This is a genomic window from Stenotrophomonas sp. (assembly GCF_032066555.1).
Classification (GTDB): domain Bacteria; phylum Pseudomonadota; class Gammaproteobacteria; order Xanthomonadales; family Xanthomonadaceae; genus Stenotrophomonas.
The window spans coordinates 573570-586690 of the sequence record NZ_DAMBKV010000001.1 but is presented as its reverse complement, the minus strand read 5'-3'; the positions used below and the strand labels follow the sequence as shown (position 1 = coordinate 586690).

The 13121-nt window shown below is 63.7% G+C and carries 10 protein-coding genes; all 10 read right to left on the bottom strand.

The window, feature by feature from the left end:
* Positions 1-1191: 1191 nt before the first annotated feature.
* The 10 genes from mtnA to rpsF all read right to left on the bottom strand — a co-directional run bounded on the left by mtnA (position 1192) and on the right by rpsF (position 13029).
* Positions 1192-2256, bottom strand: coding sequence for an S-methyl-5-thioribose-1-phosphate isomerase (gene mtnA, locus RT131_RS02680; RefSeq protein WP_313169994.1), 1065 nt, complete (start codon positions 2254-2256; stop codon positions 1192-1194).
* Between the two features lie 61 nt (positions 2257-2317).
* Complete coding sequence (locus tag RT131_RS02675) at positions 2318-3001, bottom strand: DUF3011 domain-containing protein (RefSeq protein ID WP_313169992.1); 684 nt, start codon at positions 2999-3001, stop codon at positions 2318-2320.
* A 122-nt stretch (positions 3002-3123) separates the two neighbouring features.
* On the bottom strand, positions 3124-4071 hold the full coding sequence (gene epmA, locus RT131_RS02670) for an EF-P lysine aminoacylase EpmA (protein WP_313169990.1): 948 nt from the start codon (positions 4069-4071) through the stop codon (positions 3124-3126).
* Positions 4068-4544 (bottom strand): GNAT family N-acetyltransferase, encoded by a 477-nt coding sequence (locus RT131_RS02665; RefSeq protein WP_313169988.1) that lies wholly within the window; start codon positions 4542-4544, stop codon positions 4068-4070. Before RT131_RS02665 ends, epmA begins: the two co-directional genes overlap by 4 nt.
* The gene (ligA, locus tag RT131_RS02660; RefSeq protein WP_313169986.1) at positions 4541-7018 is read right to left on the bottom strand and encodes an NAD-dependent DNA ligase LigA; all 2478 of its coding nucleotides are present in this window, start codon (positions 7016-7018) and stop codon (positions 4541-4543) included. The genes RT131_RS02665 and ligA overlap by 4 nt, the downstream gene beginning before the upstream one ends.
* A 185-nt stretch (positions 7019-7203) precedes the next feature.
* Positions 7204-7944, bottom strand: a complete 741-nt coding sequence (gene zipA / locus RT131_RS02655) for a cell division protein ZipA (RefSeq protein WP_313169984.1) — start codon at positions 7942-7944, stop codon at positions 7204-7206.
* A 48-nt stretch (positions 7945-7992) separates the two neighbouring features.
* A complete protein-coding gene (gene smc / locus RT131_RS02650) occupies positions 7993-11496 on the bottom strand; it encodes a chromosome segregation protein SMC (protein ID WP_313169982.1) in 3504 nt (1167 codons plus the stop codon).
* Between the two features lie 233 nt (positions 11497-11729).
* The gene (gene rplI / locus RT131_RS02645; protein WP_313169980.1) at positions 11730-12179 is read right to left on the bottom strand and encodes a 50S ribosomal protein L9; all 450 of its coding nucleotides are present in this window, start codon (positions 12177-12179) and stop codon (positions 11730-11732) included.
* Between the two features lie 176 nt (positions 12180-12355).
* On the bottom strand, positions 12356-12586 hold the full coding sequence (gene rpsR / locus RT131_RS02640; RefSeq protein ID WP_002804494.1) for a 30S ribosomal protein S18: 231 nt from the start codon (positions 12584-12586) through the stop codon (positions 12356-12358).
* 11 nt (positions 12587-12597) lie between these two features.
* Complete coding sequence (gene rpsF, locus RT131_RS02635) at positions 12598-13029, bottom strand: 30S ribosomal protein S6 (RefSeq protein WP_293708576.1); 432 nt, start codon at positions 13027-13029, stop codon at positions 12598-12600.
* Between the last annotated feature and the right edge of the window lie 92 nt (positions 13030-13121).

The window sequence follows — 13121 nt, the reverse complement described above, 5'->3', positions numbered from 1 at the left end:
ACCTGCGGAGTTTATCACAAAGGGCGGTTTTTCGGCGCTGGTTCAGGTCCTTTTACCGGAAGAAATCAGGAACTTAGGGGCGCCTTGCCGGGTGAGGTGAGCCATGTCCTGCTGGGCCCTTGTCGAGGAACCGGGCAGGAGCTGTACAAGCTGCGAAGCCAAAGACTCCGCAGATCGCAACATCGTCGGCGATTCAGGCATTGCCAGCTTTGCGGCTGACGCCGCTCCCACAAGCATGAAAGCCTTATGTAGAGCCGAGCCATGCTCGGCTGAGGACTTACCGGGCAAGCCACTGCCGAGCATGGCTCGGCACTACCGGCTAGGTTGTGCCCCTGAGCACTGTCGGAAGGATTCACTGTAGAGCCGAGCCATGCTCGGCTGCGGACCTACCGGGCAAGCCCCTGTCGAGCATGGCTCGGCACTACCGGCTGGTTGGTGCCCGTGAGCACTGTCGGAAGGATTCACTGTAGAGCCGAGCCATGCTCGGCTGCGGCCGTACCGGGCGAGCCCCTGCCGAGCATGGCTCGGCACTACCCGCTGGTTGGTGCCAGTGGACACTGTCGGAAGGGTTCACTGTAGAGCCGAGCCATGCTCGGCTGCGGCCGTACCGGGCAAGCCCCTGCCGAGCATGGCTCGGCACTACCGGCTAGGTTGTGCCCGTGAGCACTGTCGGAAGGATTCACTGTAGAGCCGAGCCATGCTCGGCTGCGGCCGTACCGGGCGAGCCCCTGCCGAGCATGGCTCGGCACTACCCGCTGGTTGGTGCCAGTGGACACTGTCGGAAGGGTTCACTGTAGAGCCGAGCCATGCTCGGCTGCGGCCGTACCGGGCAAGCCCCTGCCGAGCATGGCTCGGCACTACCGGCTAGGTTGTGCCCGTGAGCACTGTCGGAAGGATTCACTGTAGAGCCGAGCCATGCTCGGCTGAGGACCTACCGGGCAAGCCCCTGCCGAGCATGGCTCGGCACTACCGGCTGGGTTGTGCCAGTGGACACTGTCGGAAGGGTTCACTGTAGAGCCGAGCCATGCTCAGCTGCGGACCTACCGGGCAAGCCCCTGCCGAGCATGGCTCGGCACTACCGGCTGGTTGGTGCCAGTGGACACTGTCGGAAGGGTTCACTGTAGAGCCGAGCCATGCTCGGCTGCGGCCGTACCGGGCAAGCCCCTGCCGAGCATGGCTCGGCACTACCGGTCAGTCGGGGAACGCGGCGGCCATCGTCGCCAGGTCCGGCTTCAGGATCACGCCGCGCTCGGTGACGATGGCGTCGATCAACTCGCCCGGAGTCACGTCGAACACAGGATTCCAGGCGGCAATGCCCTCGGCCACGGTGCGCACACCGCCGACGCCAAACAGTTCGCCCGGGTCACGCTGTTCGATCTCGATCTCGTCGCCATGGGCAGTACCCATGTCCACGGTCGAAGACGGGGCAACCACCATGAATTTCACGCCGTGATGGCGCGCGGCAATGGCCAGTTGGTAGGTGCCGATCTTGTTGGCGGTGTCGCCGTTGGCACAAATACGGTCAGCGCCGACGATCACCCATTGCACCGCACCGGTCTTCATCAGGTGCGAGGCAGCCGAGTCGGCAATCAAGGTTGCATCGATTCCGTCCTGCTGCAGCTCCCAAACGGTCAGGCGTGCACCCTGCAACCACGGCCGGGTCTCACCGGCAAACACCTTCCCAATGCGCTCCTGCGCAACGCCAGCACGGATCACGCCCAAGGCGGTACCGAAGCCGGCGGTGGCCAGCGAACCGGTGTTGCAATGGGTCAGCACGCCGCTACCCGGTGCAATCAACGCTGCACCCAAGGCGCCCATATGACGGTTGGCGGTAAGGTCTTCATCAGCGATTGACTGCGCTTCAAGCGCGGCGACCAGCTTCCAGTCCGAACCGGCAGCGGCCAAAGCGCGACGCATGCGCGCCAACGCCCAGGCCAGGTTGACCGCCGTGGGACGTGAGGCATTGAGCCGATCCAGCGCCGGTGCCAGCGCCTGCAATGCAGCTGCACCGTCATTGGCCTGCACCTCACGCGCCGCCAGCACCACACCCCAGGCGGCGGCAATTCCGATCGCGGGAGCACCGCGCACGGTCAATGCGTGAATGGCCTCGGCAACCGCATCACTGTCGTGGCACAGCACGTGCTCGACGACAAACGGCAGCTTGCGCTGGTCCAGCAGCTCCAGGGCCTCGCCGGTCCAGCGGATCGGGCGGATATGGTCGTAGCGGGCGTAATCAATGGCAGGGGTATCGTTCATGCGCCCATTGTAATCGGCGCTGCCCGGCACGCATCAACAACCTACTGCCCGCACCATCGGCTCAGTCAGCGGAGAATTCGCCGCGGCATCCTTTGTCCACCCAGATACCATTGCGGTCCCAGCCCCAACTGTCCCCTTCCCGGCAGGCAGCATGGGACAACTGCTCCACCAGCGTGACCCGACGCGTGACGCTTACACCACATTCACGCCGCAACTCGCCCTTGGATTCGCAGATCACCCGGCGCGGGGTATCGACAAAGCCAGAGCCATCCTCGGCCCCCACTTCAAACAGGCCCTGGCATCCGCGACTGACCCAGATCTCCTTGCCGCTGTATCCCCAGCTACGGCCCTCGCGGCACGGCAGCACCGATTGCTGCCGCAGCAGGCGCACCGGAGCCCCGCGCAGCACCACCGGGCATACCTCCGTGCGCCCCTTTGATTCGCAGCGCACTACGCGGCGTGTCGTGCGTGTTGTGGCCTGGGGCCGGGCGAATTCAGCACTGCAGCCCTGGCTCACCCAAACCGCGTTGTCTTCCATGCCCCAGCTGGTCTCACGGATGCAATCGCGCTTGGACAGTTGCCGCACCAGTTGTACGCCGGCGCGGGTATCCATCGGGCAGAACGTCCGCGGTTGCTCACCCGATTCACAGCGCACTACCTCACGGCCCGCCGCTGCGGGCGCAGGCTCCTGGGCTGCCAGCACGCTCGGCGCCAGCAATAACAGCACGCCGCAGACCCGCTTCATCAGACACTCCCCTGTTCGGTCATGATGGGTTCCGATGGTCACACACTGCCTGAGTCATTGTGAGCAAAGCATTATCTTGGTCGCCGCCACGCTGCATATCCATGATCCAGCGCAAACCAGCGTCAGGCGTTGGCGAAATCAAACGCCAATACATCGCCGATCCGCGGCGTACCGGCCAGGGCCATCAGCAATCGATCCACGCCAACTGCAACACCTGCGCAGGCAGGCAACGACGGCAATGCCGCCAGAAAGGCTTCATCCAAGGGCGGTTGTTCAGCTCCGCGCGCCGCGCGGATCGCCAGATCGCGCTCGAACCGCTGGCGTTGCTCGACTGCGTCGTTCAGCTCGTGGTAGCCGTTGGCCAGTTCGACCGGACCCAGGTAAAGCTCAAAACGTTCAGCCAATGGCGGCGTGCCCGGCCGGATCCTGGCCAGCGCGGCCTGGCTGGCCGGCCAGTCATGGATCACGGTGATGGCATCGGCCGCGAACTGCGATTGGATGCGATGGCTCATCAGCAGATCCAACCAGTCGTCGCGGGTCAGGCCATCAGGCTGGATGCCGACTTCGCCCAGACCCGCACGCAGCTGTGCTTCGTCAGCGAGGAACGGATCCAGCGCCACTGCCTGCATGAACAGCTCGCGGTAGCTGACGATGCGCACCGATGCAGGCGGCCGCTGCACCATTGCCAACGCCTCCTGCACCAGCGCAATGGTTTCTTCGATCAGGCGGTGATGATCCCAACCCACCCGATACCATTCCAGCATGGTGAACTCGGGGTTGTGGCGCCCGCCGGCCTCGCCGTTGCGGAACACCCGGCCCAGTTCGTAGCAATCACCCACACCGGCAGCCAACAGACGCTTGAGCGGATACTCCGGCGAGGTGCGCAACCAGCGCTGCGGCGAACCGGCATCGACATGCCCGCTGAAGCGCGTATGGAAGCCCTCGATGTTCGGCTCGGTATTGCCGGCCGCCGACATGATTGGCGTCTCCACTTCCAACACATCGCGCGCGGCAAAGAAACCACGAATCAATGCATTCAGGCGTGCGCGCTGACGCAGGGCCTCGATCACGAGTGCAGACGCCCGGACGCCCCGTTCAAGGACAAGGTGAGGATGTCGCGCTCGTCGTCGCGATAGCCCGCCGACAGATACAGCGACTTGGCCTTGGCGTTGTGGTGGTTCACTTCCAGGCGGATGACCGCCGCGCCCTGTCCTGCAGCCCAGTCACGGGCCAGCGCCAAGGCCTGCCGGCCCCAGCCACGACCGCGTGCAGCCGGGCCCAGGTACAACTCATCCAGCAATACGAAACGACCGCCCTGCTCGACGCTGAAGCACCAGCCCAGGGTGATGTAGCCGACCACGCTGTCGCCATCGAGCAGCAGCAACGCCGCGCCACAGCTTGGCTGCTCCAGCAGCGTCTGCAGACCGGGCTCGACCCGTTCGGCGATATAGGGAATCTGATCTTCCACATAGAAGTCACGCACCATCGCGATCAGCTGCGGGAAGTCTTCCGATTGCGCCAAGCGCGCCTTGATCTCACTCATGCCTGTTCTCCGTGCTCGGCGAGGAAGGCAAGCAGACGCGCTTCGTCCCATACTTCCACACCAAGCTCATTTGCCTTGTCCAACTTGGAGCCGGCTTCGGTACCGGCCACCACGAAACTGGTTTTCTTCGACACACTGCCAGAAACCTTGGCTCCCAGCGCTTCCAGCCTTGCCTTGGCCTGATCGCGGCCCATCTGCGCCAAGGTACCGGTCAGCACCACGGTTTTGCCATCAAGCACACCGGCGACCTGCTCCTGCGCCTCTGGCGTGATCGCAAGCAGACGCTCCAGGGCAACGCCGGCATCGGTGAACAGCTGTGCGTTGGCATCGACATTCAGCCAGGCGACCAGCGCATTGGCGGTCTCCGCTGGCAGACCGGCGGTCATGAAATTGTGTGCTTCTTCATCCAGAATCGCCGCCGTCGAACCGAACGCTTCAGCCAGTTGGCGTGCGCGTACCGGTGTGACCTTGGGAATCTCCAGGTCCGACAACAAGGTAGCCAGATTCAGATCTGCACGCAGCTTGGCGTTGGGGGCGTGCGTATCGCTGATCCGCACGCCACGCTCCAGCAACGCATCAATCGCCTGCTGATTGCCCGGCTGGGCCATGAAGTGACCAATCGAACGGGCTACTTCACCGCCGATGTCGGGCACGCGCTTGAATATTGGCCACGGCAGGTGACGGATCAACTCGAGACCACCAAACCACGCCGACAAGGCCTTGGCGGTGCTTTCGCCCACGTGTTCGATGCCCAGTGCGAACAGCAGGCGCTCCAGCGTGGTATTGCGGCTGGCGGCAATCGCAGCAATCAGGTTGTCAGCCCATTTGGTGGCGATCTTCCTGGTGTTCCACTGGAAGCTGGCCGGCACCGACAAGGCCTGTGCGCGCCAGGACGCATCATCCGCATCCAGCTTGAGGATGCGATTGAGGGTGTCGCCGCTGCCTTCCGGCTGCAGGTGCAGGCCGAGCTGCGAAGCGAGTGCTTCCGGCGAATCGGCATCCAGCGCCAGCTTCAGTACCAGCAACTGGTCGCGATTGAGTGCATACAGGTCGGCAACACCGCGCACGATGCCGGCATCCACCAACACCTCGATGTACTTGTCACCCAAGCCATCGATATCCATCGCCTTGCGCGAGGCGAAGTGGGCAATGGCTTCCTTGCGTTGCGCCGGGCAGCTCAGCTCACCCGAGCAACGCCAGGCCGCCTCGCCTTCCTCGCGCACGATTTCCGAGCCACACACCGGGCAGGCGCGTGGCATCTGCCACGGCGTGGTGCCTTCAGGGCGGCGATCAACAATGACACTGACCACTTCCGGAATGACATCGCCAGCACGGCGCACGATGACCGAGTCACCAACCCGTACATCCAGGCGCGCGATCTGATCGGCGTTGTGCAGGGTGGCGTTGGTGACAACGACCCCAGCCACATGCACCGGCTTCAGCCGTGCAACCGGCGTCGCCGCACCGGTACGACCGATCTGTATCTCGATGGCTTCAACCGTGGTGGTCTGTTCCTGTGCTGGGAACTTATGCGCAATCGCCCAACGCGGTGCGCGTGCGACGAAACCCATTTCCTGCTGGCCTTCGCGATCATCGAGCTTGTAGACCACGCCATCGATGTCATAGGCCAGGCTGTCGCGGCGCTCGCCGATATCGCGGTAGTACGCCAGCAGACCTTCAGCACCCTGCACTACCCTGCACAGGTCGCTGACCGGAAAACCCCACTGCGCAAGCTGGGCCAAGGTTGCCGAATGCGTTCCGGGCAGTTCGCCACCGGACACCTCACCCAGGCCATAGGCATAGAAGCTCAGCGGCCGCTGCGCGCTGATCTTCGGATCCAACTGGCGCAGGGAGCCGGCCGCGCCATTGCGCGGATTGGCCAGCACCTTGCCCCCATGCAGGCGCGCCTGCTCGTTGTAACGCTCGAAGTCGGCGCGCGGCATGTAGACCTCGCCACGCACTTCCAGCACCTCCGGCCAGCCTTGCCCAGCCAGCTGCTGCGGGATGACCTTGATCTGCCGCAGATTGGCACTGACGTCTTCGCCAGTTGCACCGTCACCACGGGTCGCCCCCTGCACGAAAACGCCGTTCTCGTAGCGCAGGTTGATGGCCAGACCATCCAGCTTGGGTTCGGCGGAGAAGTACAGCTCGCGACGATGCAGGCGCTCATCGATGCGGCGCACGAAATCATGCACCTCGGCATCGCTGAAGGCATTGCCCAGCGACAGCATCGGCACGGCATGCACGACTTCAGGGAAGCGCGATGATGGCTTGCCGCCTACCTGATGGCTGGGCGAGTCGGCGCTGTCCAGTTCCGGATGCGCGGCTTCCAGCGCTTCCAGCTCGCGCATCAACCGGTCGTACTCGGCGTCCGGGATGATCTGCTCATCGTGCTCGTGATAGGCACGCGAGGCGTCTGCCAGCTGGCGGCGGAGTTCGCTGATGCGCCGGGTGGCGTCGGTATTCTGATTCATGTGGCGATTTTACCTGCGCGAAGTGTTGGCGCGGTAAAAGCAGCTGCTGCGAGTGCAACCTTGTTTGCTGCGAACAGCCCCCCTCCCCGACCCTCCCCTACGCTGCGCGCAAGGGAGGGGAAAAAGCCCTGCTCCCTCCCTTGGCGTAGCCAGGGGAGGGTTGGGGAGGGGTAGCTTTTAAATCCTCACCAACGCGGCGACTTGGTCAACGGCGGCGCCTGGTGCTGGCGGTCATAAGCACGCAGGTCATCGCGGATATGCGCGATACGCTGGCGGCCCAGGGCATTGCGGCTGTCATCCAGCACCACGCCATCGAGCAGTTCGCCCATGCGCTGCACGGTCGGCAGCATCTTTTCCCAGGCATCAAGCGCGGTCATCGGCGCCGGCAAGGTCAGGAAGAAGGCGATGGCCGGGGTTTCCATGTCGCGGATGTTGGCCATGTCGAAGCTGCCCGGCTTCATGATGCTGGCCATCGAAAAGATCGGGCCGCGCTCCGAATGCCCTTCCACCAGACGATGGAACACATTCATGTAGCCGAAGACCAGACCGGTCTTCTCCGCCGCCACCACGATGTCTTCGCCACGCAGTACCTGCCCGGAACGGGCAGCCACGTACAGCGAGACGATCTTGTCGAAATCCTGGGTAGGCCGCTTGCCCAGCTCACTGAGGTTGCTTGCGTCCACGTCAGGCAGACCGAGCTCAGGCTGGGTTACGCCGTCATCCTGCGCAGCGCCCTCGCCCGCTTCGGCAGCCGCAGCACCCTCGGCGCCTCCCAGCACCGGTTCACGACGCGGGCGCTCGGCGTCAGCCGGCTCCTTGCGTTTGCCCTGGGCCTGCCGCTTGGGCCGGCTGAAAAAGAAAATGGCTGCGACCAGCAAAACGCCGGCCACCAGAATGCCGATACGCAACAGTGCCATGTCAGACATGCGTTGCAGTCTCCGGGTTAATCGTTCAGGTGGTTAAAGGATGGCATGTCAGGCGGCGCCCGCCAATCGGGCAGCCTCTTCCAGGTCAACACTGACCAGGCGACTGACGCCGGGCTCGCGCATGGTGACACCCGACAACTGGTGCGCCGCCTCCATCGTCGCCTTGTTGTGACTGACGAACAGGAACTGCACCTTCTCGCTCATTTCCTTGACCATATTGGCCAGGCGGCCGACGTTGGCCTCATCCAGCGGCGCGTCCACCTCGTCGAGCAGGCAGAACGGGGCCGGATTGAGCTGGAAGATGGCAAACACCAGCGCCACCGCGGTCATGGCCTTCTCGCCGCCGGACAGCAACGAGATATTGGAAACACGCTTGCCGGGCGGCCGCGCCATGATGGTCACGCCGGTATCGAGCAGATCTTCGCCGGTCAGTTCCAGATAGGCATGGCCGCCGCCGAACAGGCGCGGATACAGCGCCTGCACGCCGGCATTGACACGGTCGAAGGTGTCCTTGAACCGACCACGTGTCTCGCGGTCGATCTTGCGGATCGCGTCTTCCAGGGTTTCCAGTGCGGTGTTCAGATCGACGTTCTGCGCTTCCAGGTACTCCGAGCGCTGCGAAGCCTCGCCGTACTCATGGATCGCCGCCAGGTTGACCGGCTCCAGCCGCCGCATGCGGCCGTCGATCTGGTGCACCGTCGATTCCCAATCCGACACGCGCGCGTCTTCGGGCAAGGTGTTGATCACGTCCTGCAGCACAAACCCGGCCTTCTCCACCGCGGCCGCCAGCTGCTCGGCACTGAGCACCAAAGCCTGCTGGTCGAGCTTGCGCTGGGAGATACGCTCGCGCTGCGCCAGCGATTGCTCATCACGCTGATGACGCGTTTGTTCCAATCCACGCAGTTCGTGGTCAATACCGTCGAGCAGGGTCCGCGCTTCGGCCAGCACGCGATCCACACGCACACGCTCGGCCAACGCGTTCTGGTGCTCGGCCTCCAGCGCATGGACCGGCGTACCCCCCTCATCCAGCTGTGAGTGCAGCTCGCCCAGACGTGAATCGAGCTGGCCACGCTGGCTGCCCATACGCTCCAGCGCGTGGCTCAGCGAACTGATCTGGGTGCGCTGCGACTCCAGCGTCAAGGCCAGTGCATGCATGTTGTCACGCACGTTGCGCGCCGCATCCCGGGCCTGGTCGCGCGCTTCGCTCATCTGCCTGCGTTCGCTTTCCAGCGCGTGCCGGGCCGACTCCAGGTCGCCCATGCTGGACACGGCCTCATCCAGGCGCAGGCGCGCCTCGCTCGCCTGTTCGCGGCTGGCGTCCAGCGTTTCCAGCAGCTGCGCCAGCTCACCTTCGATACGTCCAATGCGCGTGCGCGTGGATTCCAGCTTGCCTTGCTGGCTCTGCAACTGCCCCGCCAATTCGGACCCGGCGCGATGCGCTTGATACAACGAACGCTGCACATCTTCGCGCTGTTGCTCGGCAGCCAGCAATTGCTCACGCAAGCCAGCCAGCTGCTGCTCCAATGCGGCCTCACGCTCCTGCAGGGATTCGATCTGCTCGCGCAAGGTGACGATCTCGCGTTCGCGCAACAGCGCGCCCTGCTCGGCGGCACCGGAGCGCGACATGCGCACCCAGCCCTGCCCCAGTCGTTCACCGCCACGGGTAATCACCGACTCAGCGCCACCCAGCGTGCGCTGTAGTTTCTGCGCCTGCGCAAGATCTTCAGCGCCATGCAGGTGCGCCAGCAAGCGGCGGATCGCCAACGGCCCCTGCACTTTCGCCGCCAATGAAGTCGGCGCGAACTCATCCTTGCCATCGGCGTCTGCAACCAGTGCGATGCGCCCTTCGCCCAGCTCAGCCAACGCATCAACCAAGGCTTCCGGCGCATCCACCAGCACACCTTCGATCAGCTGACCAAGCGCGCTTTCAACTGCGTTTTCCCAGCCACTTTCAACGGTGATGCGCTCGCCGACGCGCGCGGCCGAATCCAGGCCGCGCGCCTTCAGCCATGCTGCCGCCGCCCCCTGTTCCTGGCCGAGTGCTGCCTGCTGCAGCGTTTCCAACGAGGACAAGCGGCCACGCGCGGACTGTGCCTGCTTGCGAACGTCGGCCAGCTCAGACTGGCCGGCGCGCTGCTGCTCCTGCAGTGCCGCCACCGATTCCTTGCGCAACTCCACCTGCTCGTTCAAGGTTTCCAGCGCGGCCTTCTGGGTCTCATGTTCCAGCTGCATCTGCTCGAAGGCTTCCGCCAGCGCATCCAGATCCAGGCCGGCGCGCTCTGCCTGCAATGCTTCGCGGCGGCGATCGGCTTCGAGAATCTGCTTGTCCAGGTAGTCCACGCGGGTGCGCTCAACCTCGCCGGAGCGGGTCGCCTCGGAGGTATTCCGATTGTGCGCTTCCCAGCGCTGCTGCCAATCGGCGAGCCTTGCTTCGGCCTCGCGCAGCGCCTCCTGGCGGATCTCATTCTCTTCCTGCAGCTGCTCCAGCTGCGGCTCGGCATTTTCGACCGATTCGCGCAGCACGATCAGCTTGGCTTCGTCACCACTGATGTGCTGACCAAGTTCCGACAACGCCTGGCGGGTCTCGTCGCGCGCCTTGTGCAGGCGCTGCGCCAGCTCGCGCTGATGGTGAATCTGCTGCTCGAGCCGGGCCAGGGTACTGCCCACCTGGTAGACATCAGCCTGCGCCTTGTTCAGGTTTTCCGCCGCCTCTTCGCGGCGCACGCGGCCGGTTTCAATGCGGCTTTCCGCGTCGCGCTGTTCGGCGATCAGCTGCTGCAGCTTGGTTTCCTCGCGCGACAGCGCTTCACGCAGGCCGCCCAGGCGCCCGTCAAGCCCGCGGAATTCCAGCGCCTTCCATTCTGCATCCTTGACCCGGCGCTCTTCCTGCAAGGCCTGGTACTGCTCGGCCTGCCGTGCCTGCCGCTTGAGGTGTTCGAGCTGCTTGCCGATTTCCTCGCGCAGGTCATTGAGCCGATCGAGGTTTTCGCGGGTGTGGCGGATGCGGGTTTCGGTTTCCTTGCGGCGCTCCTTGTACTTGGAGATGCCGGCGGCTTCTTCCAGATATATGCGCAGGTCTTCCGGGCGCGCCTCGATGATCTGGCTGATCATGCCCTGCTCGATGATCGAGTAGCTGCGCGGGCCAAGGCCCGTGCCCAGGAACAGATCGGTGATATCGCGGCGGCGGCACTTGGTGCCGTTCAGATAATAATTGCTGCTGCCATCGCGGCTTACGGTGCGCTTGACCGAGATTTCGTTGAACGAGGCGTATTCGCCGGAAATCGTATGGTCGGTGTTGTCGAAGATCAGCTCCACCGTGGCCTGTGACACCGGCTTGCGGCCCGCCGAACCGGAGAAGATCACGTCGGTCAGCGAATCGCCGCGCAGGCGGCTGGCCGAGCTCTCACCCATCACCCAACGCACCGCGTCGATGATGTTGGACTTGCCGCAGCCGTTGGGGCCAACGACACCGGTCATATTGGTCGGCAGGTGCAACGTCGTGGGATCGACGAAGGACTTGAAACCGGAGAGCTTGATCGTGGATAGACGCATGGAATCGGGCTGTTGGCGGACGTCGGCTGCCACTGCCGACACCCGGAGGGATGGTCCGGAGGTTCCGTCCCCGAGCTCAAATCATTGATATTCCTTGGAATTCAAATGATCAAGCGCGGCACTGGCAACCGAGTATAGCGACACCCATGGCCACTGGTGGGGCCTGGCCTGCAGGCCGGCCAAAAGAAACGGGCGCCTTACGGCGCCCGTTCTTTACAACCAGTCCGGCAGAATCAAGCGTCGGCTTCGACGATGACCTTGACGGTGGTTTCCACGTCGGCGTGCAGCTTGACGATGACGTCGAACTCGCCAACGTTGCGGAAAGCGCCTTCGCCCAGGATCACTTCGCTCTTGCTCAGCTCCAGGCCGGCAGCAGTGAAGGCTTCAGCGATGTCACGCGGGCCAACCGAACCGTACAGCTTGCCTTCGGTCGAAGCGTGCGCACCGATGGTGACGCTGGCGCCTTCGAACTTGTTGGCACGGGCCTGTGCTTCGTCGTGCGAGGCCTGGGCCTTGGCTTCGTACTGGGCGCGCTTGGCTTCGAACTCGGCGATGTTGGCTTCGGTGGCCGGCACGGCCTTGCCCTGCGGCACGAGGAAGTTACGGCCGTAGCCCGGCTTCACGTCAACCAGGTCGCCCAGGCCGCCGAGGTTGGTCACTTTCTGGATAAGAATCAGCTTCATGGTGTAGCTCCGTTATTCGTTAGCGGCGCCAATGGCGCCGCAACGCTTGCTGTCCGAATAGGACGGGTTTGAGGCGATAAGCGAGTAAAGGGGAGTGAGAAACGGGAAAGGACAAACGCCCTACTCCCACCTCTCACTTCCCATCGCGACGCATGCGCCGCGACTCACTTCTGCACTCAGACGTCGTGGTTGTCCGTGTACGGGATCAGGGCCAGGAAACGGGCGCGCTTGACGGCCGTTGCCAGCTGGCGCTGGTACTTGGACTTGGTGCCGGTGACGCGGCTCGGAACGATCTTGCCGTTCTCGGTCAGGTACTGGCGCAGGGTGTTGAGATCCTTGTAATCGATCTCTTTCACGCCTTCAGCGGTGAACTTGCAGAACTTGCGGCGGCGGAAGAACTTGGACATGAAAGTGCTCCTTATTCAGCAGAAGCGGCGTCGTCGCCGGCTTCGTCATTGTTGGAAGATGCACCTTCTTCGTCGTCACGACGACGGCGCTCGCCACGCTCGGGCTTGTCACCCTTCTCGTCCTTGCTCTTCATGATCAGCGACTGCTCGGTGTCAGCCTCGTCACGCTTGATGACCAGGTTGCGCAGCACGGCGTCGTTGAAACGGAAGCTCTCGGTCAGTTCGTTCAGAACCGACTGGTCAGCTTCGATGTTCAGCAGCACGTAGTGAGCCTTCACCAGGTTCTGGATCGGGTAAGCCAGCTGGCGGCGGCCCCAGTCTTCCAGACGGTGGATGGTGCCGTTGCCGGCTTCGACCAGCGCCTTGTAGCGCTCGATCATGGCGGGGACCTGTTCGCTCTGGTCCGGATGGACCAGGAACACGACTTCGTAATGACGACTCATGTTTTCATACCTTTCGGATGTGGCCCTGATGGGCCGGACAGCCCCCCGCCGTGGTTTGCGGTGGGGCAAGGGTTCCTGCACTGGAGCGCAGG

Coding starts and splice junctions, on each gene's coding strand:
- mtnA (WP_313169994.1), bottom strand. CDS start 2,256: ATGAACGATACCCCTGCCATTGATTACGCCCGCTACGACCATATCCGC.
- RT131_RS02675 (WP_313169992.1), bottom strand. CDS start 3,001: ATGAAGCGGGTCTGCGGCGTGCTGTTATTGCTGGCGCCGAGCGTGCTG.
- RT131_RS02665 (WP_313169988.1), bottom strand. CDS start 4,544: ATGAGTGAGATCAAGGCGCGCTTGGCGCAATCGGAAGACTTCCCGCAG.
- ligA (WP_313169986.1), bottom strand. CDS start 7,018: ATGAATCAGAATACCGACGCCACCCGGCGCATCAGCGAACTCCGCCGC.
- zipA (WP_313169984.1), bottom strand. CDS start 7,944: ATGTCTGACATGGCACTGTTGCGTATCGGCATTCTGGTGGCCGGCGTT.
- smc (WP_313169982.1), bottom strand. CDS start 11,496: ATGCGTCTATCCACGATCAAGCTCTCCGGTTTCAAGTCCTTCGTCGAT.
- rplI (WP_313169980.1), bottom strand. CDS start 12,179: ATGAAGCTGATTCTTATCCAGAAAGTGACCAACCTCGGCGGCCTGGGC.
- rpsR (WP_002804494.1), bottom strand. CDS start 12,586: ATGTCCAAGTTCTTCCGCCGCCGCAAGTTCTGCAAGTTCACCGCTGAA.
- rpsF (WP_293708576.1), bottom strand. CDS start 13,029: ATGAGTCGTCATTACGAAGTCGTGTTCCTGGTCCATCCGGACCAGAGC.